General features: G+C 63.3%; 17 protein-coding genes and 2 tRNA genes. 9 read left to right on the top strand and 10 right to left on the bottom strand.

What is annotated here, in order from left to right:
* Window positions 1–23: 23 nt before the first annotated feature.
* Complete coding sequence (locus tag ACSYG9_RS25950; RefSeq protein ID WP_454840473.1) at window positions 24–1,364, bottom strand: cytochrome P450; 1,341 nt, start codon at window positions 1,362–1,364, stop codon at window positions 24–26.
* A gap of 143 nt (window positions 1,365–1,507) precedes the next feature.
* Complete coding sequence (locus ACSYG9_RS25945) at window positions 1,508–3,496, bottom strand: TPM domain-containing protein (protein ID WP_454840471.1); 1,989 nt, start codon at window positions 3,494–3,496, stop codon at window positions 1,508–1,510.
* 88 nt (window positions 3,497–3,584) lie between these two features.
* Here ACSYG9_RS25945 and ACSYG9_RS25940 point away from each other — a divergent pair, with 88 nt between their 5' ends.
* The 3 genes from ACSYG9_RS25940 to dnaG are packed head-to-tail and all read left to right on the top strand — an operon-like array spanning window position 3,585 to window position 7,546.
* Window positions 3,585–4,277, top strand: a complete 693-nt coding sequence (locus ACSYG9_RS25940; protein WP_440125136.1) for an ElyC/SanA/YdcF family protein — start codon at window positions 3,585–3,587, stop codon at window positions 4,275–4,277.
* Between the two features lie 29 nt (window positions 4,278–4,306).
* On the top strand, window positions 4,307–5,578 hold the full coding sequence (locus ACSYG9_RS25935) for a deoxyguanosinetriphosphate triphosphohydrolase (RefSeq protein ID WP_454843041.1): 1,272 nt from the start codon (window positions 4,307–4,309) through the stop codon (window positions 5,576–5,578).
* 48 nt (window positions 5,579–5,626) lie between these two features.
* Entirely contained in the window at window positions 5,627–7,546 is a 1,920-nt protein-coding gene (gene dnaG / locus ACSYG9_RS25930; RefSeq protein ID WP_454840469.1) for a DNA primase, read from the top strand.
* A gap of 2 nt (window positions 7,547–7,548) precedes the next feature.
* Here dnaG and ACSYG9_RS25925 read toward each other — a convergent pair whose 3' ends face one another.
* On the bottom strand, window positions 7,549–7,791 hold the full coding sequence (locus tag ACSYG9_RS25925; protein ID WP_169686231.1) for a hypothetical protein: 243 nt from the start codon (window positions 7,789–7,791) through the stop codon (window positions 7,549–7,551).
* A gap of 153 nt (window positions 7,792–7,944) precedes the next feature.
* On the opposite strand from ACSYG9_RS25925, the gene ACSYG9_RS25920 reads away from it, so the two are divergent.
* Window positions 7,945–8,017: transfer RNA gene (locus ACSYG9_RS25920), tRNA-Asn, on the top strand.
* A 273-nt stretch (window positions 8,018–8,290) separates the two neighbouring features.
* Window positions 8,291–8,364 (top strand) — tRNA-Ile (locus ACSYG9_RS25915).
* Between the two features lie 44 nt (window positions 8,365–8,408).
* Here ACSYG9_RS25915 and ACSYG9_RS25910 read toward each other — a convergent pair.
* On the bottom strand, window positions 8,409–9,584 hold the full coding sequence (locus tag ACSYG9_RS25910) for a site-specific integrase (protein ID WP_454840468.1): 1,176 nt from the start codon (window positions 9,582–9,584) through the stop codon (window positions 8,409–8,411).
* Window positions 9,571–10,146, bottom strand: a complete 576-nt coding sequence (locus ACSYG9_RS25905) for a hypothetical protein (RefSeq protein WP_454840467.1) — start codon at window positions 10,144–10,146, stop codon at window positions 9,571–9,573. The genes ACSYG9_RS25910 and ACSYG9_RS25905 overlap by 14 nt, the downstream gene beginning before the upstream one ends.
* Window positions 10,147–10,284: 138 nt before the next feature.
* On the opposite strand from ACSYG9_RS25905, the gene ACSYG9_RS25900 reads away from it, so the two are divergent.
* From ACSYG9_RS25900 to ACSYG9_RS25885, 4 genes are all read left to right on the top strand, one after another.
* A complete protein-coding gene (locus tag ACSYG9_RS25900; RefSeq protein WP_454840465.1) occupies window positions 10,285–10,455 on the top strand; it encodes a helix-turn-helix transcriptional regulator in 171 nt (56 codons plus the stop codon).
* A 436-nt stretch (window positions 10,456–10,891) separates the two neighbouring features.
* Window positions 10,892–12,493, top strand: coding sequence for an AAA family ATPase (locus ACSYG9_RS25895; protein ID WP_454840463.1), 1,602 nt, complete (start codon window positions 10,892–10,894; stop codon window positions 12,491–12,493).
* Between the two features lie 224 nt (window positions 12,494–12,717).
* Complete coding sequence (locus ACSYG9_RS25890) at window positions 12,718–15,438, top strand: HD domain-containing protein (RefSeq protein ID WP_454840462.1); 2,721 nt, start codon at window positions 12,718–12,720, stop codon at window positions 15,436–15,438.
* A 440-nt stretch (window positions 15,439–15,878) separates the two neighbouring features.
* Window positions 15,879–16,835, top strand: coding sequence for an endonuclease/exonuclease/phosphatase family protein (locus ACSYG9_RS25885; RefSeq protein ID WP_440125134.1), 957 nt, complete (start codon window positions 15,879–15,881; stop codon window positions 16,833–16,835).
* A gap of 10 nt (window positions 16,836–16,845) precedes the next feature.
* On the opposite strand, the gene ACSYG9_RS25880 is transcribed toward ACSYG9_RS25885, so the two are convergent.
* From ACSYG9_RS25880 to ACSYG9_RS25860, 5 genes are all read right to left on the bottom strand, one after another.
* Window positions 16,846–18,426 carry an ABC transporter substrate-binding protein gene (locus tag ACSYG9_RS25880; protein ID WP_454840460.1) on the bottom strand — a complete coding sequence of 527 codons (1,581 nt, stop codon included), beginning with the start codon at window positions 18,424–18,426 and terminating at the stop codon, window positions 16,846–16,848.
* 67 nt (window positions 18,427–18,493) lie between these two features.
* On the bottom strand, window positions 18,494–19,264 hold the full coding sequence (locus tag ACSYG9_RS25875) for an SDR family NAD(P)-dependent oxidoreductase (RefSeq protein WP_454840458.1): 771 nt from the start codon (window positions 19,262–19,264) through the stop codon (window positions 18,494–18,496).
* A gap of 52 nt (window positions 19,265–19,316) precedes the next feature.
* Entirely contained in the window at window positions 19,317–20,111 is a 795-nt protein-coding gene (locus ACSYG9_RS25870; RefSeq protein ID WP_454840457.1) for an SDR family NAD(P)-dependent oxidoreductase, read from the bottom strand.
* 7 nt (window positions 20,112–20,118) lie between these two features.
* Window positions 20,119–20,946: an SDR family oxidoreductase gene (locus tag ACSYG9_RS25865; RefSeq protein WP_440125130.1), complete on the bottom strand. Its 828-nt coding sequence runs from the start codon at window positions 20,944–20,946 to the stop codon at window positions 20,119–20,121.
* A 40-nt stretch (window positions 20,947–20,986) separates the two neighbouring features.
* On the bottom strand, window positions 20,987–22,957 hold the full coding sequence (locus ACSYG9_RS25860) for an NAD(P)-binding domain-containing protein (RefSeq protein WP_440125129.1): 1,971 nt from the start codon (window positions 22,955–22,957) through the stop codon (window positions 20,987–20,989).
* Between the last annotated feature and the right edge of the window lie 100 nt (window positions 22,958–23,057).

Below are 23,057 nucleotides of genomic sequence, written 5' to 3'. Positions count from 1 at the left end.
CGCGGTGGGCCTGACTTCTGCGTCTACTGCGACCTTCCGGTCTGCGCTGTGATGGGCTCGGCGAGTCCTCGCTCGTCGCACTCCGTCTGAAGTCGGGCGAGCGTCTCGTCGAGACCGGCGCCCAGTCGGGGGCCGGGGGTAAAGGTTGCGGGAAGGTTCCGCATTCCCTGGATGATCCCGATGGTCTCGTAATGCACGGCCTCGGTGGGGTCGCAGTGGAAGTCCGGCATTCGGTCCAGCACCGCCACGAGCATCCGTTTGAACACCGTTCGCGCTACGTTGGATCCGATGCAGCGATGAATCCCGAGTCCGAAACTGAAGTGGCGGTTTCCTTTCCGTTCGAGATCGACGTTGTGAGGATCGTCGAACAGTGCGGGATCACGATTGGCCATCGCCCACGAGAGCCACAGTCGTTCGCCTTCTTGGAACTGTGCTCCTGCGTATTCGCAGTCGGCCGAGAAGGTGCGTCCGTCTCCGGGGGCGGGTGTGAAGAATCTCAGGAATTCCTCGGTTGCGGAGTCGAGCAAGGTCTCCCGCTCGCGGCTGAGTAGTTCTCGCTGGTCCGGGTTGTGTGACAGCCATTCGAGTGAGTGTGCGGTGAGTGCGGTCGTCGTATCGAATCCGCCGCCGATCAACAGCGACAACATGCCGAGGACTTCCACATCGGGCGGGTTCTCGCCGTCGATATCCGCATGCACCACCGCATTCACCAGTCCGGGGCGTGGATCCACGCGAGCTTGCGCGACGGCGGCGTAGAGGTCGGCTCCCATCGCGCGCTGCAGGTCGGCGACGCGGGCTCGATCGGGAGAGTCGGGCGGCGTATACACCGACGCATGCACCGGTTCGTTGTAGATCGCCCATTTTGCGAGCGGGATGCCGAGCATCCCGAGGGTGAGCACCGCAGGCACGACATTCGCGAGATCGTCGACGAAGTCGATCCGTCCGGTGGTGATCTTCTCGTCGAGACATGCGCGGACCACCTCGTCGATGACCGGAATCCATCGTTTGACAGCCGCCGGTGAGAGGTAGGGGTTCAGCGTCTGGCGGTAATACCGATGCTCGGGCGGGTCCATCTCGAGCATGCCGCCGCGTGCGCCGTTCGGCAGCTCCCCGGTGGGAATCGTGATGCCACGGTAGCCGCGGCGGACGCCCTGGACGTCGTTGTCGTTGGAGATGTCCTCGGACCGGGCGAGGTGGAACACCTCATCGGCCCCGGCCGCGACCCAATGCCCACCGTGGGTGTCGGTCCACGCAATGGGACAACCCGAGTGCATGTCCTTGGTGATCGACTCGAACTGTTCTCGATACGCGGGGGCGTGTCGATCGAAGTGGATGCGATTTCTGCCGGAATCCGTCTGCGTCACGACAAGGAGCTCCTCACGTGGAATGTGGCATTCGTCACCTATTCGGGGGTTGACCGGCAAGCTACCAGGGTTCTCCGAAACAAGAAAGCAATTCGATGGCTGCGAGAGCGATATTCTCCGATACTGCGGGCTCGGCGTGTTCTCTAGAAGCGGCCCCCGCTCGACCCGCCGAAACCACCCCCGCCGCCGAAACCACCCCCGCCGCCGAAGCCTCCGCCTCCGCGGCCGCTGTTCAGGACGCTGTTGATGAGGATGCCGCCGAGGATCGCGCCGGTCATGTTGCTGCCCGACGAGCCCCCACCCGGCGGTCGCTGCTGCCGGTCCCATTTCTGCACGTCGTTCTGAGCCGATCGCAACGCCTGCGCGGCCAGGCTCGCGGCGGCGTGAGCGTGCTGCAGGGCGGCAGCAGAATCCGATTGCGCCAACTGCTGTGCCGCCTCCAGATGCCGCTCTGCCTCCGACAACCGGGTACGGGCCTGCGCTCCGACCGCACCGCGCCTCGTGCCGATGAAATCCGATGCGGCGGTGACCTGTGCTTGTGCCGCTGCCAGGTCCTGCTCGAGGCGTCGGCGGGCCTGTTCCGCGGCTTCCTGCGCTTCGCGGGTCTGCGCGCGCAACGCATCGAGTCGTGCATCCGTTTCCACCACGCGGGTGAAACTGCCCAGCGGGTCGTTGTGCTGCTCGGCTCGCGCACGATCGAGCGCGTCCTGTGCCGCCTTACGCGCTTCATCGAGGTCCGGGCCGCCCGCCGATGAAAGCTGGGCGGCGTCCGCGATGCCCTGCGCCGCATCCTCCATCGCTGCGGGAAGGGTCGCGATGGCCCGCCGGATGTCCTCGGCAGCATGGTCGACGGAGTCGAGCAGCGTCGTCGCATGGCCCAGGCCGCCCTCGGCTTCGCGGATGGCGCGTACCGCGTCGCCCTGCTCGCCTGCGGGTCGCGCGACCGCGGTCCGGCCCTCGTCGATCGCCTTCTCGGCGAACGAGATTTCCTCCCGCGCGAGCGCGACATTGTCGGCGACGGGCGTCAGCGCACCGGCAGGGAACTCGCCGCGCAGCTGGGTGAGGACCGTCTCGGACCGGGGGAGTCGAGCTCGCAGCCCGATCGCGCGCTGGGTCAGCGCGTCGAGGCGTTTCGGGGCATCGAGAAGCAGGTTGCGCATGGTGTCGAACGCCTCGACCTGCGCGTCGAGATCGTTGTTTGCCTTACCGCACGACGAGATCAACTGCACGAGCATGTCGCGCTGCTGCTGCGGGGTCTCCGGGATGTCGTCGTCGAGACGCTGCCTGATCTCGAACGCGGAAGTCAGAGCAGCTCTGGCCTGCTCGTAGGCCCGGTCGAACGGTTGCACCGCGGACGGCCCGAACTCACCACGCGCCAGTTCGAGTGCTTCAGAACTCGATCGCACCGCGTTGTCGGTCTCCACGAGCACTTCCTGCGCGTACAGTTCGAGACCCTCTAGCGGCAGCGAACGCAGGCTGTCCACGTCATTGGGGTCGATCTGGGCGGCCTGCGCGGCACCGGCCTCGGCGCGCTTGCTCTTCGACCGGCGTGAGTACAGGTACACCCCGCCGGCACCTGCGGCGATGACACCACCGCCGACCAGCAGCGTCGTCACGGGTGCGTTCGAGGGGGTCAGGGCGTTGCCGAGTCCTTCGGAGGCTGCCACTGCGGCTCCCGCCCAGTCGCTCGTGCGCAACGCCGGCGTGACGTCGTTCGTCGCGATCCGGTCGCGTTCGGACGAGGTGATCTCGGAGCCGTTCGGAGTCCACAGTGCGAAGTCGCGATCGTCGGTCGCGACAGCGAGCAGGGCGGTGTCCGAGCCGAATCCGCTGGCTCGCGCGGTCGTCTGGACCCAGCTATCGCGGTCGTACCCGTCGAACGTCGACACGTACGTGACCCAGAGTTGCAGCTGATGCTCGTCGTACAACACATTCGTCGCAGCCTGGATGCGGGCGGTGTCGTCATCGCTCAGCACACCCGCTGTGTCGGTGATCGGTTGCGGAAGCCGCGAGGGCGGCTCGGCGGAGGCCAGGGCCGGAGCCATCAACCAGGCTGCGACCGCGAGCAGGACGGGAATGAGGGCGAGTGCGGCAGGCGTGAGATGCCGTTGCGCGGCCGATGGGTGAGCCATGGGACGAATCTATCGGTTTCACGCGCCCGGATGGCTCCGTGGTGCGTGTCAGCACGGGCGCCCGGCGGGGCACTGGCAGAATCGGGGAGTGAGCACCGCATCCCGCCGCCCCGACATCGCCACGAGCGTCGCCGACGACCAGCGCAGTCTCGGGTCTCGACTCGCTCGGTGGTGCCGTCGTCTGATCGCAGGAGTGCTCCTCGCTGCGCTCCTGGTGGTGGGCGGCACGGCAGTGCGGGTGTGGCAGGTTGCGCGCATCGATGACTGGACACCAGCAGACGCCATCGTCGTACTCGGTGCCGCGCAGTACTCGGGAACTCCGTCGCCGGTGTTCGAGGCGCGCCTCGAACAGGCGCGCAAGCTCTACGAACACGGTGTATCCGACACGATCGTCACGGTCGGTGGCAAGCAGGAGGGCGATCTGTTCACCGAAGCGGCCGCGGGCAAGAACTACCTCATCGAGACCGGCGTGCCCGCGGATGCCATCGTGGCGGTCGAGGAGGGGTCCGACACCCTCCTGAGCATCAAGGCGGTCAGCGAGGAGATGAGCGATATGGGTCTGTCCTCCGCTGTCCTGGTGAGTGATCCATGGCACGGCCTGCGTACGCGGACGATGGCACGCGACGCCGGACTCGATGCATGGACCGCACCCACTCGGCAGGGGCCGGCAGTATTCACACGCGAGTCGCAGTTCCACGGCATTGCCCGGGAAACCGGGGCGCTCATCTGGTACCAGATCACGCACTACTCAGCGGATTTCGAATATACGGCCGACCAGTGACCGAGATCGCAACGACGAAGGGCGGTGGGATGCCGGGATACAGCGAACACGACCTCGCGCGACGTGCGGAGGAAGCGCCGAAACGATCGGGACTTGCCGGTGCGGGAGCCGCTGCAGCCGATCGCACCGCCTTCGCGCGCGACCGCGCCCGCGTCCAGCACTGCGCTGCTCTACGCCGCCTCGCGGACAAAACGCAGGTGGTGGGCCCCCGCGACGGCGACACCCCCCGCACCCGGCTCACCCACTCGATGGAAGTAGGCCAGATCGGTCGTAGCATCGCCGAAGGACTCGGGGCCGACCCCGACGTGGTCGACCTGGCAGGACTCGCCCACGACATCGGCCACCCGCCCTACGGGCACAATGGTGAACGCGCGCTCGACGAGGTTGCGGCGCCGTGCGGGGGCTTCGAAGGAAATGCCCAGAACCTGCGGATCCTCACTGCACTCGAACCGAAGATCCTCCATGCGGACGGTACGAGCGCGGGGTTGAATCTCACTCGTACCTCGTTGGACGCGACGCTCAAGTATCCGTGGATCCGCCCCGCACCGGGAGCGAAGTTCGGCGCTTACGACGACGACGCCGACGAACTGGACTGGATCCGCGACGGTGCTCCTGAGCGTCGCCGGTGCCTCGAAGCGCAGATCATGGATTGGTCCGACGACGTCGCGTATTCGGTGCACGACGTCGAAGACGGTGTGATCGACGGTCGCATCGACCTGCGGATCCTCGGCGAAGCCGGATCCGTGGCCGGTCTGATCGCACTGGGCATGAAAGAGTTCTCCGGCCTCGACCCGGCCGAGCTAGAGGAGGCCGCGCAGCGCCTGTTCACTCTGCCTGTCGTGGTCGGGGTGGGAACATACGACGGCACACTCACCAGCTCTGTCGCGCTCAAACGGCTCACCAGCGAACTCGTCGGCCGTTATGCGACGGCCGCGATCAGCGGTACCCGTGCCGCCACCGGCGACGCGCCGATCATCCGTTACGACGCCGACCTGGTGATTCCGTCGATCGTGGCGTCCGAGGTCGCGTTGCTCAAGACCATGGCTCTGCAGTTCGTGATGTCCGACAGTGCTCATCGAACGAGGCAGGCGGGCCAGCGCGAACGTATCCATCGGGTAGCCGAATGGTTGCTGCGAACGGCGCCGGTAGGCCTCGACCCGATCTACGTCGCCGAGTGGGAGGCTGCACCCGATGATGCAGCCAAGGTGCGTGTCATCGTCGATCAGATCGCGTCCTGTACCGAATCGCGACTGGAGCGGATCGACCGCGACAGTCTCGCCGCGCAGGCCAGTTGGGGCTAGTAGCGACCGCTGCCGGACGGGACGCGATCACGGCCTAGACTCGTCGTCGTGGCCGGCAGAATTTCAGACAGAGACATCGCGGCCATTCGCGACCGCGTTCGGATCGAAGACATCGTGGGCGACTATGTCGCTCTCAAACGTGGGGGCGCCGACTCGATGAAGGGGTTGTGCCCCTTCCACGACGAGAAGTCGCCGTCGTTCCACGTCCGACCCAACCACGGGCATTTCCACTGCTTCGGTTGTGGTGAGGGTGGCGACGTGTACTCGTTCATTCAGAAGATCGAACACGTCAGCTTCGTGGAGGCCGTCGAGCAGCTCGCCGAACGTGTCGGCTACACCCTCAGCTACGAGGGCGGGGGTCCGTCCGTGCAGCGCGATCGCGGTACCCGTGCCCGTCTGGTCGCCGCGAACGCCGCCGCGCAGCAGTTCTACGCCGAACAGCTCCGCAGCCCCGACGCGCAGGCCGCGCGCGACTACCTCACCGAGCGCAGCTTCGACCAGACTGCCGCCGAGATGTTCGGCTGCGGATATGCGCCGGGGGGCTGGGATCAGCTCACCAAGCACCTTCTGGGCCGCGGATTCGAGTTTGCGGAACTCGAGGCGGCGGGATTGTCGCGGCAGGGGCGTCGCGGACCGATCGACCGGTTCCACCGCCGGTTGCTCTGGCCCATCCGCAATCTCGCAGGCGATGTCATCGGATTCGGTGCCCGCAGGCTCTACGACGACGACACCATCACCGCCAAGTACATGAATACGCCGGAAACGGTGCTGTACAAGAAGTCTCAGGTGCTGTTCGGTCTCGACCTCGCGAAACGGGAGATCGCCAAGTCGCATCAGGCGGTGATCGTCGAGGGCTATACCGATGTCATGGCCATGCACCTTGCCGGGGTGAAAACCGCTGTTGCGTCGTGCGGTACCGCGTTCGGCGATGAGCACCTCGCGATGCTGCGGCGTCTGCTCATGGACGACAGCTACTTCCGCGGCGAGGTCATCTACACTTTCGACGGTGACGCTGCCGGGCAGGCCGCAGCCATGAAGGCGTTCGAGGGCGACCAGAAGACGGCAGCGAAGACGTACGTCGCGATCGCACCGGAGGGAATGGATCCGTGCGAGCTCCGGCAGGCGTCCGGCGACACCGCTGTTCGTGATCTCGTTGCGCGGCGCACCCCGATGTTCGAGTTCGTCGTGAAGTCGATCCTGCTCGAACACGATCTCGACACGGCGGAAGGACGCGTCGAAGCGCTCCGTCGCTGTGTACCGGTTGTTGCCCAGATCAAGGACCGCTCCCTGCGGGACAATTATGCGGTGCAACTGGCCCACTGGGTGGGCTGGGACGACATCCCCATGGTTCGCCGCCGAGTCCAGGAAGAAGCGCGTCGCGGGGGCAGCCGGACATCAGCGCCCAGATCTCGGGCCGTCGCGGTCGACAAGAGTTCCTCGTCGCAGGAGTCGGCGATGCGCCGTCCCCGGCCGGGTGATCCTGCGCTGTGGCCGCAACGTGACGGCCTCAAGGCTGCGCTGCAGTATCCGGGTATCGCGGGCACGGTGTTCGATTCGTTGCCCGCCGAGACGTTCACCGACCCTGCCTATTCTGCCGTGCGTGAGGCGATCGCTCGCGTAGGAGGCGTGGGTTCGGGAATGGGCGGTGCCGAATGGGTCGACGCGGTCGGTCGCGCCGCAACCGACCCGGTTGTGCACTCGCTGGTGACGGAACTCGCAGTCGAGCCGATCCCTGCGGAAGAGGACCGCATGCCCCGCTACATCGGGGGAGTACTCGCGCGTCTGCAGGAAGTGTGGGTAGGTGAGCAGGTCGCAGAGCTCAAATCGAAGCTGCAACGCATCTCGCCGGCCACGGAGTCGGACGAGTTCCATGCGCTGCTCGGCGACCTCGTCGCATTGGAACAGTATCGGCGTAGCCTGCTCGACCAGGCCATCGGAGATGCGGGCAGCGATGGCCTGGCCGGCTGACGCTACTTCTTGAGCTGATCTCGCGGGATCATGACCGTCGTCGTCTCGTCGATCGGCTTCATCGGTTCGAGCTTCGGCTGCGGGTTCAACGAGTCCGAGAGCTTCTGACGTCCCACCTCGATGGCTTTTTTGGTGACCGGACTGGCGGCCACCGCCTTGGCGGTCTTGCTGATCTGTTCGTATCGGGCTCGGCCTGCCCGGGTGCCGAGCACGTATCCCGCGGCAACCCCGACCAACAATCCCATCAATGTGTCGTCCTTCCACCCTGTGTGCGCGTCTTCTCCATCCTGCCCGATGACGCTCCGCATGCCCACACGCAGGCGATTTGGTGCTGCGGTGGGAGGGGCGCTATGGTTTTTCACGCACCGGGGGAAACGCCCCGGAGCACCGCAGGTCAATCCCCTGTAGCTCAATTGGCAGAGCATTCGACTGTTAATCGAAGGGTTGCTGGTTCGAGTCCAGCCGGGGGAGCGCACAAAATCCTTCCACCCCACGCGGGGTGGGAGGATTTTCTGTTTCGGTGCCTTTCAGATATGACGTATCAGGCACAGCGGCCAGGTTCGCGACTTTCCCCCATGTTCTCGGGTTTCCTCGCGTCGACAACCTGAGGAGACCCGAGTAAGCGGAGGAAGGTTTCTCAGCGGGTCGCGACCCCCGATGCGTCGGAAGGTATCTGCTGCCGGGTACCATGCGTACGCGCTGTCCGGTACGGGATAGCGCTCTGCGGCGACGTGTCGCTGCGGAGGGGCGGTAGCTCAGTCGGTTAGAGCCGTGGACTCATAATCCATTGGTCGCGGGTTCGAGCCCCGCCCGCCCCACGTCAGAGGATGTTTCGGTCCACCTCGGTGGACCGATCCATCGTTTATTCATCTTTTTCGGCCACGACGCGGTCCAACAACTGGGCCACTGCGGCGTGTGTCCGGCCACGAGACATGTACCGATCCATGGTCATCGAGACGTGTCGGTGCCCGAGGTGATCGGCTCCGACGCGAGGCGACAGGCCCTCCTCGTCGATCAGCGTGGCAACGGACTTCCGGAAGCTGTGGGTCGTGGTGTCCTCGACTCCGAGGTCGTCGCGGACCTTGCGCCACTGCTTGCCGAAGTTGTTCGGGTCGCGCAGGGTGCCGGCCGTCGACGGGAAGATCACTCCCAGGGCTCCGTGCTGTGGTTGATCCGCGCGCCGTTTGAGCACGTCCAGCGCGAAGAGCGGCAGCGGGATGGTTCGTAGTCCGGCGGCGGTCTTCGTCTCCTCCACACGCCGGAGCCCGACGCCCTTGGCTCGCACCACCTTGCCTGTCACCGTGACCGTCCCTGCGTCGCCGTCGACGTCTACCCATCGGAGAGCGAGCAGCTCCGAGCGTCGGAGTCCGGTCGCGATGAGAAGCGTGATCGGGTCGACGAGATCGTTCGCCTTGCAGTACTCGGATTCATCGAGGGCGATCAGAAGCGTTCGCAGCTCGTCAGCGGTGAGGGCGCGAGCACCCTTCGGTGGTCTCTTGGACTTGATCGGGGAGACATCGCGGACCGGGTTGCTATCGAGGGCGCCCGCGAGGACCGCAAGGCCGAGCGCGCCGCGGAGGATCGTCTTGGCCTGCCGCGCCATCGTCGCCCCGTGCGCCTTGCTCATCGCCCGTATCGCGGTGTCGACGCGGCGGGCGGTGGCTTCGCCTACCCGGACGCCGCCGAGTTTGCCCTCGAGCTTCCCTGCCGCGAACTTGTAGGTGTCGATGGTCGCGGCCGCTCGGCCTTCTTCTTCGAGGCGAGCCAGGTAGGTCCGAACCAGCGCCGCAATCGTCGTTGAGCTCGTCACCTCGTCTTCGCTGGGTGTGCGTCGAGAGTCGAGGTGCTCGAGCAACTCGTCTTCGGCGAGCTTGCCGTACTGGTCGCGTCGACCGGGCGGCGTCCGGCGCTCGACGATGCGCACCATGCCGTCGTCGTCACGGAACCTGCACCGAGCGAGCCATACTCCCTTGCCGAGATCCTTGCGCGTGATTTTCCCGTGCTGCCCGATACGCAGCGGGGGTCTACCCCTCGGCATCGCCGTCGACCTTCCGATGTTCCTCGACGAGGATCCCGCGTCGCTTGGCCGTCGCGATCCACCGGGAAGCCGTCTGCTTCGTGAGCCCGTACTCGCGGGCTAGGACAGCGATCGGCTTCTGTCCCGTGGCCATGCAGAATGCGAAGATCTGCGAAATCGACTCGAGAGCTTCTTCTGTAGGCCCGTCGTCGACGAATTCAGTTGAAGGCCAGGAAAAATCGATTGATCGGAACGACTCGCCATCCGGAGTCGGTTCGATGGCTTGCACGACGTTGAGTTTCTCTGCGGCCAGTTCGACCCAGCTTCCTACGGGGATGCGGCGCAGATGATCCGAGGTGATCGGCGGACCGCCTTCGGTTCTGACGGCGCGCAGTTCGGTGCACGCGAGCCGGCCCTCGACCACATCAATTTCGAGTTCGACGTGGTGCTCGATCGGCTCAATGTCGTCGTTGGTTGCGGTCGCGGTGACTCGGGCGGGTACCTGAGCGAACAGGCGGCCGCCATACAGTGACCAACCGGAGTTCTCGGGAAGCGGACCGTTTGTCGTCGTGAAGCTCGGCATGCCGACCAGTTTGACACATTGCGAACAGTCCCGACAGGGAGTCTTGAATCCTGATTCTCAACGTGCTACTTCTTGTCGGGACAGTTCGCGACTAGTCTCACTGGAGGGCTTGTAATGCAGACGAGTGACGATCGTTGGATGACGAGGCAGGAAGTTGCCGACCGGTTGAAGGTGCCGGCGAAGACGCTTGCGCAGTGGGCGAGCCAGGGGAGAGGGCCACGCTTTGCACGCATCGGCCGGCACGCGCGCTACAAGCTCAGCGATTGCATGGCGTGGGAGGAGGAGCAGTTCGCAGACGGGTCTCGATGATGGCCGCCGCTACGAACATCGTCGCCGGTGGGGGAGTTGGAGCTCAGAATCCCACCGACGGCGCGTCGAACCGAACCAATCACCAGAATGGCAGTTCGCCTGTGACCGTACCTCTGACGGGCGCGCTGCGCCAGACCGAACCAGTGTTCGTGCGCTGACGAAAGCTGTTTCTCTACAGCGCTATTGACCGTCACCCCGAGGAGTCGGGATCCGTTGGAGTCCGGCTTCTCGGGGCTGTCAGAAAGACATGGGTATGCCAGACAATCGCAGGTCTCCTGCTTCACACGCGACTGCCCTCGATCGGCTTCGGGAGCGTTGGGTCGAACACGGCCTTGTGTGGCGAGGCGGTGCCGGTGGCACTGCGTCGGCGCAGGCCCCTGGGCATTCGACCGCCGACAGGTCTGTGACCTTTCGGCAGATCGCGGGCCAGGTGCTGATGAACTCGCATGCTGACGATAAGTCGGCTGTCCTCGACGCCCTCGGCCTCACCCTGTCCGATCTCTTCGACAACCCGGCCGGTACGACCTACAAGTACCGCGACGGCCGCACGGTGTTCCGGAGCTACGACGACCGTGGGCGAAAGCGATTCAGTCAATCAGGAAATACGAAGGGCCGGGATCTCTTCCGCGTCGAGTGCCTCGACGACCATAGGACCGGTGTGCCGGTGTACGTCGTCGAGGGGGAGAAAGACGTGCTGGCAATCGAATCCGTGGGTGCTGTCGCGGTTTCGCCCGCGATGGGTGCGGGCAAGGCCGGCTTGTTCGATTGGTCCCCACTGGCCGGCCACACCGTGGTGATCGTCGCCGACGACGACGGGCCCGGCCGTAAACACGCTTTGCAGGTGTACGAGATCGTCGATCGGGTCGCTGCAGGTGTGGCGATCGTGCACGCGGCGACCGGCAAAGATGCGGCAGACCACATCGCGGCCGGTCACGGCATCGAAGAGCTGGTGCCGGTCGACGTCGGCGGCAAAGCAGGTCGACGATTGAAGGTCACGCGTGGTTCGGACGTGAAGCTCCAGCGTGTGCGCTGGGTGATGGAGGATTGGATTCCCGCCGGGTCGCTGACGCTTCTTGCCGGTAGGGAAGGTCTCGGCAAGTCGACGGTCGCCGCTGCCCTTTGCGCGCAGATCACCCGCGGGACGCTCGAAGGTGAACTGCATGGCACGCCACGGAACGTGCTGTACGTGCACTCTGAGGATTCTCGGGAGTTCACTGTCGCACCGAGGCTGAAGGCTGCCGACGCTGATATGGACAGAGTGTTGTTCGTCGATGTGGAGACCGCGCACACGGATGCCGGCACTCTCGTCCTTCCGCTCGACAATCTGGCGCTGGAGCAGATCGTTGCGAAACAGCACGTGGCGTTCGTGGTGCTCGATGCGGCGACGTCGTCGATGTCGTCGGATCTGTCAGGTCGGGACGATCGGGCGGTGCGGCAGTACCTCGAGCCGCTCGCTCAACTCGCTGCCCGACAGGGGTGTGTCGTGTTCGGGCTCTGTCACTTCGGCAAACGGGACGGAGCGGATACGGGCAAGTTGATCCTCGGTTCGATCGCGTGGTCGCAGGTGGCGCGGTCGGTACTTTCGGTCGCCAAGGACGACGATTCGGGGCATCTCTTCGTCACCAACACCAAAGCAAACCTCGCACCGCGGGTCCGGTCGATGGAAGCGGAGATCGTTTCGACCACCGTCCCGACGGATGACGGAGAAACCGAAGTGGGCGCACTGCGGTGGCTGGGGGAGACGAGCCTCGACGCTCGCGAACTACTTAATGGTCCCGACGAGGACGCGGAGGAACGTGACGAGATCACGACGGTGATCCGCGGTTACCTGATCGAGCGCGGGGGATCGGCGCCGGCCGCTGATGTGCTGAAGGTGACCCGCTCGGCCGGACTGGTGGACAACGCGGTGAAGAAGGCGCGGAAGCGCGCGGGAGTTCGTACCGAGCGACGAGGATACGGGAAGGGCGGGTCGTGGGTGTGGACCATAGAAGCTGCCATAGGTACCAATGATTCCGACACAGGAAAGCGGGAATCTTAAGGTATCTATGGGGAATCGCACCAGTAGGTCGACCGGTGGGGCGAAGGATCACAAGGAAAGCGAAACTGCATATCAACGCGTCGACCGGCCTCGCTCAAGTGGGCATCGGAGGATGTCGTCGTACCGGCGGGAGGAAACCCTGACCAGGGGCAATCGCAGCAAGTCGATCGACTACGCTCAGCCAAGTTCGCATTCGGGTACAGGTGGGAGTGACCGTGACGTACATGGATAGCAGCACGTGGACACGGACGTTGGCAGAACAGGCTGATGACCCGCACACGGATGCACGTGCGCAGCTTCGACACGGGTACGAGCAATTCAGGCGCCGAGTGGAGCCATTGGCTAGCGAAATTTCGCTAAGTGTCCCCGGGTACACCGATCACTCAATTCTCCACTGCGATAGCTTATGGGATATTACGGATGTCGTTGCAGGAGTCGAGTACCCTTTGACGCCCGCAGAGGCGTTTGTTTTAGGTGGTTCCTTCCTTATCCACGACCTCGGAATGGGACTTGCAGCGCACGAGCAAGGGATAGCGGGAATTCTAGAGGACGAAGAGTGGATCGATCTCTTAGCATCCTTGTATCCGAATAATTTTGAAGCTCTTCAGGCTCAGGCGCGTCGTGATATCAGAAACAACCCTAACTGGGATGGACTTACAAGTCAGGAAATTAAGCATGCGCTAACAGTGTTCTTGCGTGATCATCATGCCGAACAAGCGGAGCGCATTGTTACCCAACAGTGGTCTTTGAGTAGTGAAGAGACCTTCTACCTGCTGGAGGACAGTGAACTGCGTCATTGGTATGGACAGTTAATCGGGAGGCTGGGGAGAAGTCATTGGCAAGATGTTGAATCACTACCTGATGCGTTTTCGTTGCCCATAGGCGCACCACCCAAGCTTCCGCCAGAATGGACTGTCGATCCTCTCAAAGTCGCGGGAATCTTACGCTGTGCAGATGCGGCTCAGGTGGACGCGCGACGTGCTGATCCTTTGCATACACCATTTCGACGTCCGCAAGGAGAATCACGCCACCATTGGCTGTTTCAAGAGCGTATGTTGTACCCGCAGCTCCAAGGTGATCGATTGGCCTATACAAGTAGCACTCGATTCGCCGCAGACCAGGTCACTGCGTGGTGGCTGGCATTCGACACGATCCAAATGATCGACGGTGAACTTGCCAAGGTGGACGCGTTGTTCGCTGATCTGAATCGACCGCGTCTTGCTGCGAAGTCTGTGGCTGGCGCACATGCGCCGACGCGGTTTGCAAAGTATGTACCGACTGACAACTGGATGCCGATCGATGCCAGACCGACGATTTCCGACACACAGGCCGTGATCAGAAATCTAGGCGGAAGCGCCCTATACGGAATGAATCGCGCGGACGTCGTAATTCGAGAGCTTCTCGCAAATGCAGTGGATGCAACGCGTCTAAAGCGATTGGCGTATTCCGACGAGTACTTCCCGCCAATTCGTGTATTTCTCGACAAAGACGAGAGGGGAGACACAGTTGAAATTCGCGATTTCGGCATCGGGATGACATCGGACGAAATGGTTGCATATCTCTGTGACTTCGGACGGTCGGGTTGGCGTGGGCAATTGACGAGGCAGAATCACCCCGGCGCGTTAGCTGCCGGGTTTAAATCGACCGGCCAGTTTGGCATCGGATTCTATAGCGCCTTCATGATCTCCGACGATGTAATGGTCACGACCCGCGCCGCGAATCTTGGTCCAAATGACACGATGGTGTTGCATTTTACAAACGGCCTCCAATCGCGACCAATTATGCGAGCTGCTGAACGTAAGGAGCGGCTCATGCAACCGGGAACAAAGGTCACGCTCCGTCTCCATGAGAACTGGGACGCGCAAGATTCCGATGGCGTAAGGCGAAGGTACTTGCGTCCAGCGGATATGGCTGACGGGATACAGCATCTTGCGTTAATGTGTGACGAATCGATTGAGCTTGTAACGCCGGACGGATTTCATCGTTTATGCGTTGATGGTCATTCCTGGTCTGAAATGTCCGCGAATGAGCTGTTCGACCATCTTGTGGGCGTCGCCTCGGCGCCGTCGGGCGCAGCTATTGCGAAAGAGAAGGAATTATTTATAAGTCGCGTTCGCCCGCTTTATGGTGCCGACGGCTCGGTCCAGGGGCGGCTCTGTTTAGACCTAGGTAGCGAGTTTCGTGTGCTCGGGCATTATTTGCAAGATGTTCCTGGGGGTATATATTGTGGCGGATTTTACTCGGGCGAGATTATCGATGTCGTTGGAGTGCTGGCGGGGGAGCCCACAACGGCTGCAAGGGATTTAGCTTTCCCGGCTGTAGAGGACGAAGAGATTTGTCGGTGGTTCCGGGAACAAGTCGAGTTGCTCTCTGGGGAAGATCTTCGAGAGTTGGATAAACTGAAGCTTGCTGCCTGGTCGATTAGTATCGGGGAAAGACTCGACGAATTTCCGTTTGTCGTGGGTCGAGATGAACTCCTATCCCCTGAGCAATATGTAAGGTGGGTGGGAGACCGTTCTGAGTTTGTTGTGCTCGACACCGTAAACGATCCGATCGATATTGGAGATGGTCGTCGAGTTTATCTCCATCGCCCATCTCACTCATTGCATGAAATTCCAGAAGGTGTGCTCGCTGATCCTGGCTATACGGAGTTCGGCATGTCATATTTTGTTTACGATATGGATGGATGGATGTTGAATGATCTGCCGACGCCTAAGCCGATGCCATATGGGGACACGGCGACGTGGTGGTACCACAATTATGGCAACGTTCAAGGTGAGATAGTCCGTTTGGCTGCGGAAGCGTGGGATTCGTCTGTTGAAGAAATACTCCTTCTCGCGGAGTGGAGCTCGCGTGATGAAAACGGATCCGGAGGTTTCGAAATAGACACTATTGACGGTCGAAAAATTCGGCGATCTGGGGTGACCTTCAGGCGGCCTTCGTAGGACTCTAGGTGTGAGCCCCTCAGTGCGCGATATTCCAGATCAGGTCTCTGGTTATGCCTCCGCGGCGTGTGTCGTGCAAATAGGCGAGATATCGACGTACCGTCGACATCTCGCCTTCGGTTGCAAGCTCCCTGACGCGGTAGTTTGAGAGTCTCGTCCTTGGCTGGGCTTACCCCTCCGATCATCGCGATTCCGACATGGCTTCATCCGGCGGTGTTGACGTTACTCATCGAATACCCATCGTTTATGCACGAGAAAATCTTGGAACGGGTCGGGGTCCTACAGAACTTGACGAGAAGGAATCAGTCTCGCCTGGCCGATCGTTCGAGATGTAGGAGGATTCGACGCGACCAGCGGGTTGGTAATCCATTGGTCGCGGGTTCGAGCCCCGCCCGCCCCACATCTTCTCCACATCTTCGCGTGCTTTGCTGTCGGATGTGATGGTGACGGCGTTTCGGTGGGCTGCGGCAGTTCTGGCGGGTCTCGCGACCCTGGTCGGCGCGGTAGGGGTTGCACTGCACTACAGCACCTCCTCGTCGCGGCTCCCGGTCTTGGCGGCATCCGCGGCGTCGTATCTCATGGTGGGTGCTGTAGTCGGCGCGGTGGTGTTCGCGCTACTGCGGTACCGCGTCGCTACTGCCGTCGCGCTGCTGATCGTCGTCGCCGCAGTGTGGATCCAGGCGCCCCGGTACGTGGGGGAATCGGCCGGTGGCGGGGGAGAGGTGCTCACCGTGATGCAGGCGAACGTCCTCTTCGGCGAAGCCGACCCGGCAACGGTGACCTACGAAGTCGAGGAGCGCCGCGTCGATCTGCTGACGGTCAGTGAGCTGACACCCGAAGCGGTCGATGCATTCGAGCGCGCGGGTCTCCATCGGATGTTGCCGTATCACTTCGTTGTTCCGGAGCCCGGTGCTGGCGGGACCGGCATCTGGAGCCGGTTCCCGTTGTCCGACGAAGCCGAGTACGACGGCTTCGTCATGAACCAGGTGTCGGCGACGGCAGACGTGCCCGGGACCGGCCCCGTCGCCGTCTACGCGTTCCATCCGGTGCCGCCGGTCTACGACACGCACGTGTGGGCCGACGAATTGTCACGTCTGCAAGCGATACTCGAATCCGCGCCGCCGGTTCCGGTGGTCGTAGGAGCGGACTTCAACGCAACCTATGATCATGCGCAGTACCGCGCGATGCTCACGGGCCGCCTGCGAGACACCGCAGAACAGGTGGGCGCAGGCCTCCTGTACACCTACCCGACCGACAAGCGTATTCCGCCGCTGGTGGGCATCGACCACATTCTTGTTGCCGGGGGACGTGCGACCTCCGTGGAGACCGTCACCCTACCCGGATCGGATCACCGCGCGGTGGTCGCGCAAATCGAACTCGACCGGCCGCCGCGGTGATTCCGTCGGATCACTCCGAGATCCACACGCCGTCGGGTAGCGGTGATCCCATCCCATAAAGACGGACACCGTGTGTCCCGGCGCTCGCGATGGTGGCGGGAGGGGACTGGATGAACCAGACTCCGGGGACGAGTTCGGTCAGCCGCTTCTGGAAGTCGTCGTACGCGGCCTTGCGCTCCTCGATCGTGGTGCCCACTCGACCGGCCTCCAGGGCGGCGTCGAGCTGATCGTCGTCGATACCCGTGGTGTTTCCCTGGGAACTGCTGTGGAAAGCGGACCACAGCGGGCCATCCGGATCCTGGATGTTCGCGGATGAGATGGTCATGTCGAAATCTCGCGAGTTGACTCGTGTCTGCGCCGCAGCGAAGTCGAGGGTTTCCACCTCGACCTCGACGTTGTCGAACGCGCGCAGCTGCGCTTGCAGTGCTTCTGCCGCCGCTCTGGACTCGACCAGGGAGTAGGTCGTGAAGGTGAAGGACAGCGGTTTGCCCTCTGCGGCCAGCTCGTCGAACAAGCGCTGCGCCTCTTCGGCATCGCTCTGCTGAAGTGAGATGTCCTCGTAGAAGGGGGCCCCCTCGGGGAAGAGGGTTTGCGGGACAACGCCGGCGCCTTCGAAAGCAACAAGGTTGACGCCCTCCATGTCGGCGGCCAGGTTCACGGCTCGCCGGGCGCGTTCGTCGTCGAACGGAGCGCGGCGGGTGTTCATGGCGAAGTACTGGCCGCCGCCCATCGGAACGATCTCCGTGTCGAGGCCCATGTCTTCCGCTCTGGAAAGGTTCAGCCAATTCGATTCCGACGCGAGATCCGTGCTCCCGGTGGACAGTGTGTTGAGGCGTTGATCGGCGGCAGGAACCGTGCGCAGGGTGATGCCGTCCAGATAGGGTCGGGGTGCGTCCCAGTATCCGGGGTTCTTGACCAGCTGGATCACGTCTTGGCGGGCCCATTCGGTGAGGGTGAACGGACCTGCTCCCACCGGATTCTTGTCGAACGCCTCCCTGCCCTGTTCGAGGGCTGTCGGCGATGCGATCCAGTTGAGGGCGGACACGAGAAGGGAATTCGGGAAGTTCGGGTTCGGCGACACCAGCGTCACGGTCAACGTCTCTGCGTCGAGGGTTTTCACGTCGGCGATCTGTTCGGCCTGACGGAGCGACGCCGAGCCTCTGCTCGGGTCGCGTAGCCGATCCCAGTTGTACTCGACTGCGGCAGCATCGAGCGGGGTTCCGTCGGTGAACATCAGTCCAGGGCGCAGTTTCAGGGTGAACGTCTGCCCACCGTCGGCGGTCGAGAAATCGGTGGCCATCGAATACTCGATTTCCTGCGTCTCGACATTGTTGGTGATCAACGTGCCGTACAGGGCATTACCCAGCAGCGGGGAGTGCGTCCAGACGTTGGAGATATCCGACGGATCGAGGCTGATCGGCTCCCTGCCCTGGATCGCCTGCAGTGTGCCGCCGGCGACCGGATCGCCTACCGGAGCATCGCTACCACCGGAGCTGTTTCCGTTTTCGGGAGCACCGCAGGAGGTGAGAATCAACGTTGCTGAACACAACGCGGCGACTGCCGCGAAGATGAGACGCCTGTGTCTGATCATCGGTTACCTCTCAGGGGGCGGGCCGCGACGGACCTGGTTGCTGTGGGTGCTGCCGGCGATGTCCGGATCACATCGGATCCCGGTGCGGACCGGCGAGTTGGCCGCCGTCGACGACGAGGGACGTGCCTGTGCAGTACGAGCTCTCGTCCGACGCGAAGAACAGGACTGCGTTTGCGATGTCCTCCGGCGTGCCGAAGCGGGTGATCGGCTGTTTCTGGATCGCCGATTCGAGCCGTGCCTTCACCGCGCCGGTGTGTTTGGCCGTCATCGGTGTCCGGATGAATCCGGGGTGGACCGAGTTGATGCGCACGTTGTGGGGGCCGCCTTCGAAGGCCACGGTTCTGGTCAGGCCTGTGACCGCGAACTTCGATGCGGCATACGACGTCATCCCTTCGACACCGACGAGTCCGTCGATCGAAGAGATGTTGACGATGGACCCGCCACCATGCGCTCCCATGACCGGCAGTGCGGCGCGAATGCCCATCCACACCGACGAGAGATTGAGATCGAGGATCGCGCGATGCCCCTCGTAGACCTCGTCGACGATCTTGCCGACACCGCGTCCGCCTCCTGCATTGTTGACGAGCACATCGAGCGGCGCGAAATGCGCGCTCGTCGTCGCCAGTAGATGCTCCCAGTCGCCTTGGTCGGTGACGTCCGCGTGGACGAACAGGGCAGCCGAGCCCAATTCGTCGGCGACGGTCTTCCCCCGTTGATCGTCGACATCGGCGATGACGACACGCGCTCCCTCACCGATGAACCGCCGCACGGAGGCCTCGCCGATGCCGCTGGCGCCGCCCGTGACCACTGCAACCTTGCCGTGAAGCCTTCCGCTCATGTGAAATTCTCCTCGTCTGTGGGCCCTACGGATGCCGGGATCTGCTCGATGCTCATGCCATGAACGACCCGCCGTTGATCCGCACGACCTGACCGGTGACGAACGAGCCTGCCCCCGAAGCGAGTTGAAGAACGGACAACGCTATGTCGCGGGTAGTGCCGACGACCCCCAGCGGTGACGCCGAGGCCATCATCTGCACATATGCAGCCCGCTTCTCGTCGTCGACGGTGCCGTCGGTGTCGGTCCAGTGCTGGTTGGTCATACCCGTTTCGACCCACCCCGGTGCGATGGAGTTGACCCGGATGCCTGCGGGCGCGAGTTCCAGCGCGAAGGTGCGGGTGGCTTGGAGGACCGCGCCCTTGGACATCGCATAGGTGATCCGCCCGGGGCTCGTGCGGTCGATGATGCTCGAGGTGAGGTTGATGATGCTCCCACCGGACTTCATGACCCGGCCCGCGGCCTGGCATGCGTAGAAAGTGCCGCCCACATTGATCCGGAGGACGCGCTCGAGTTCGTCGGGAGTGACGTCGAGCGCATTTCGCATGACCATGACCCCCGCGGCGTTGACGAGGATGTCGAGTTGCCCGTATTCCGCGACGGTCTCGTCGACCACGCGCGACACCGCTACGGGGTCGGACACGTCCAGCCGGTGTGTGGCGACCGGGGTCTGCTGTTCCTCGCTGTGTGCGCGCGTCTCCGCAAGGCCGGCCTCGTTCACGTCGGTGGCGACGACGTGTGCGCCCGCCGCCGCAAGGACGAGCGCAGTCTCCTGGCCTATGCCACTACCGCCGCCGGTGACGAGTGCGACCTTCCTGGTTACGAGGAATGCGTCGGTGATCGAAGGCATGCCGTCCTCAGTCCTGCGTGGCATTGGAGAAGGCGACGTTCCGGCCGATGTGTTCTTCCTTCATGCCCCATGGGCTCAGTGCCAGCGCACCTCCGTCGACGACGAGGGTTTGGCCGGTGATCTTCGCGGACAGGCGTGACGCAAGGAACAGCACGGCGTCGGCGATGTCGCGGCCACGTGGCGGCGCGAGAGCATTGACGACGTCCTCGCCGAAGGGGACCTCGGGGAGATCCCAGTTTCCGCCTCCGACGTTGCCCGGTGCGACCGAGTTGACCCGCACGCCGTCCTTGCCGTACTCATCCGCGAATGTCTTCACGAGCGACATGACGCCGGCCTTGGCGGCGCCGTATGCAGCGTGGAACCGCGACGAACCGATCCCGTCGACCGAGGTCAGCGCTATGAGCGACCCGCCTCGTTCGTTGGCTGCGAGGTGCGGGACGGCTGCTTTGAAGACGTAGAAGACCTGCGTGAGGTTGACCAGAAGTTGCGCGTTCCACTCGTCGTCGGAGAACTCGGCGGCCTTGCTCCACATGGCCTGACCGACGATGTCGACGCACACATCGAGGCCGCCCATCCGGGAGGCAGCCTCGTCGACCGCGCGACGAGCTCGTTCGGAGTCGAGCACGTCGGCGACGATCGCGAATGCCTTGCCGCCTTCCTCGTCGATCTCACGGACGATTTGCTCGGCCCGTTCGGCGTTCTTGTCGACACACGCCACAGTGGCGCCGGCGCGGGCCAGTTGCAGTGCCGAGCCGCGGCCGTGTCCGGCACGCATCGGCACGAACCCGGCGCCGATGACGATGGCCCGGGCGCCGTCCAAACCTAGATCGATCATGTGGGTGCAACTCTCTTGTCGGTGGAGGGGATGTGCAGGATCAGGACGCCGTGACGAACGATGTCTGTTCTTCTGCGGTGTTCGTGCCGGAACCGATTCGGGTGAACACGAAGTCGTCACGAGTGAAGCCGAGGAAGCGTGTCGCGAGGTCGAGGCCCGGCAGGGGGGTGCTCGTGCTGAGCCTGCCGTGCTCGTTGACGTAGTAGTTCTTCTCCGGGTTCGCGGCGGGATCGAGCCAGATGAGCCTGCTCGCTTCGTCGTCGACCGCGTCGTTGTACTCCCAGAACGCGGCATCGGTGACTTCGGCACAATGATGGCCGTCCTCGATGACGGCAATCATGACCCGGGCGATGTACCCGACCCACGACTCCATCCAGGCGGGAAGGCCGCCGAGTCCTATTCCACCACCCGTCGCCGGTTGCGCGTTGGGACCGTAGAGCACGAACATGTTCGGGAATTCCGGTATGGCCAGCCCCTGGAAGGCGCGGGGGCCCCCGTCCAGGTTCCACCGATCCTCGATGTGAACACCGTCGCGGCCGCGGAAGTCGATGGGCCAGAGCCACTTCGTGACTTCGAATCCGACGGCCGTCAGAACGAGGTCGACCTCGCGGACGGTGCCGTCGGAGGTGACGATACCGGTGTCGGTGAACTTCACGATCCCGTCCGTCACCAGTTCGACGTTGTCGCGGGTCAGGGACCGGTACCACTTGTTGTCCACGACCGGACGACGTGCTGCGGGGGTGTAGTCGGGGATGAGGCGCTCGACGAGATCCGGTCGATCGTCGACCTGAGTGCGGATGTACTGGGTCAGGTTCTCCCGGAGCTTGTCGTTGCTCTCGCTGAACTGACCGCCGGCGGCGCGCCATTCGGGATCGGGCGTGATTGTGCCGCGGGGGTCGGCGGGCTTGAGGGCGGTGGTGCGGGCCCAGTTCCAGTAGTGCGGAATATTGTCGAGCACCCAGCGCATCTCCTCGGTCACCGGTTCGCCGTAGCCTTCGCGCGGTGCGATCCACTGTGGAGTTCGCTGGAACACATAGACCTGGTCGGCGTCCTCGGCGATCCGAGCCAGTAGTTGGACGCCGGTGGAGCCGTTGCCGATGATCGCGGCGGTCTTGCCCTCGACGGTGTGCCCTTCGGTCCACGCGGTCGTATGGAGAATCTCGCCCCTGAAGTCGTCGATACCGTCCGTGTCCAGCCTTTTCGGGGTGGAGAACAGTCCGGTGGCCGTGACGGTGAAATTGCAGGTCACGGTTTCGGGCTCGCCGGTCGCGTCCGTCACGCGTAGAGACCACGTGGCGGTCTCCTGGTCGAAATCGGCCGACAGAACTTCATGTTCGAATCGAATGCGGTCGTATACGCCGTAGGTCTTTGCGACCGTCTCGATGTAGCGGCGCACTTCCGGTTGTCGCGCGTACTGCTCCGACCAGGGATAGTTCTTCACGAAGCTGTATTCGTAGGTGGTACTGGCAGTGTCGACGCGCGCATCCGGGTAGGTGTTGATCGCCCAGGTTCCTCCGACATCCGGACGTCGCTCGTAGATCACGTACGAGATCCCGAGTTGTTCGAGTTGTACGCCCATCGCAACGCCGCAGAGTCCGGCGCCGACGATGACGACGCTGAAGTCGTCCGCGCGCCGGGGACGCTCGCGGCTCCACTGCGAGAAGACCGGAAATTCCTCCAGGGCAGGCATCGTCCGTGCGACGAAGAATTCCTCGTCGGTGAGTTCCTGCCCGAGTGCGAGCTCCATCATCGTGCGTACCCGGTTCTCGTCCAGCCGCTCGGGGACATAGTCGGCAGCTTCCGTTGCCACGAACTTCTCGGCTCTTCGAAGCAGTTCTTCGCGGTGTTCCTCGGCGATGGTCATCTCGAAGGCGGCGCCGCTGCGAATCGGGACGAGTTCGAGTTTCATCGCGGCGAGGGCCGGGTCGCCGGTGGCGTGGAGCAGCGCCAACCGCAAGGCATGGAGATTCGAACTGGCCAGAGCGCGTCGAATGAATGTGTTTTCTTCCACCGGAGTCTCTTTTCAGTATTTCGAAAAGTGTTTCAGGACTTGGTGGAATACGCTAGCGTCAGCTGGTATCGACGTCAACGATCTTCAAGAAAAGGATGTG

This window comes from Rhodococcus sp. SJ-2, from assembly GCF_053750035.1.
Note: the sequence above shows the minus strand (reverse complement) of the source record. Positions and strands in the feature narration are given on the sequence as shown.

What these genes read in the sequence shown, in the direction of transcription:
- ACSYG9_RS25945 (WP_454840471.1), bottom strand. Translation starts at nt 3,496, where the DNA reads ATGGCTCACCCATCGGCCGCGCAACGGCATCTCACGCCTGCCGCACTC.
- ACSYG9_RS25935 (WP_454843041.1), top strand. Translation starts at nt 4,307, where the DNA reads ATGCCGGGATACAGCGAACACGACCTCGCGCGACGTGCGGAGGAAGCG.
- ACSYG9_RS25925 (WP_169686231.1), bottom strand. Translation starts at nt 7,791, where the DNA reads ATGGGATTGTTGGTCGGGGTTGCCGCGGGATACGTGCTCGGCACCCGG.
- ACSYG9_RS25910 (WP_454840468.1), bottom strand. Translation starts at nt 9,584, where the DNA reads ATGCCGAGGGGTAGACCCCCGCTGCGTATCGGGCAGCACGGGAAAATC.
- ACSYG9_RS25905 (WP_454840467.1), bottom strand. Translation starts at nt 10,146, where the DNA reads ATGCCGAGCTTCACGACGACAAACGGTCCGCTTCCCGAGAACTCCGGT.
- ACSYG9_RS25900 (WP_454840465.1), top strand. Translation starts at nt 10,285, where the DNA reads ATGACGAGGCAGGAAGTTGCCGACCGGTTGAAGGTGCCGGCGAAGACG.
- ACSYG9_RS25895 (WP_454840463.1), top strand. Translation starts at nt 10,892, where the DNA reads ATGAACTCGCATGCTGACGATAAGTCGGCTGTCCTCGACGCCCTCGGC.
- ACSYG9_RS25890 (WP_454840462.1), top strand. Translation starts at nt 12,718, where the DNA reads ATGGATAGCAGCACGTGGACACGGACGTTGGCAGAACAGGCTGATGAC.
- ACSYG9_RS25885 (WP_440125134.1), top strand. Translation starts at nt 15,879, where the DNA reads ATGGTGACGGCGTTTCGGTGGGCTGCGGCAGTTCTGGCGGGTCTCGCG.
- ACSYG9_RS25880 (WP_454840460.1), bottom strand. Translation starts at nt 18,426, where the DNA reads ATGATCAGACACAGGCGTCTCATCTTCGCGGCAGTCGCCGCGTTGTGT.
- ACSYG9_RS25875 (WP_454840458.1), bottom strand. Translation starts at nt 19,264, where the DNA reads ATGAGCGGAAGGCTTCACGGCAAGGTTGCAGTGGTCACGGGCGGCGCC.
- ACSYG9_RS25870 (WP_454840457.1), bottom strand. Translation starts at nt 20,111, where the DNA reads ATGCCTTCGATCACCGACGCATTCCTCGTAACCAGGAAGGTCGCACTC.
- ACSYG9_RS25865 (WP_440125130.1), bottom strand. Translation starts at nt 20,946, where the DNA reads ATGATCGATCTAGGTTTGGACGGCGCCCGGGCCATCGTCATCGGCGCC.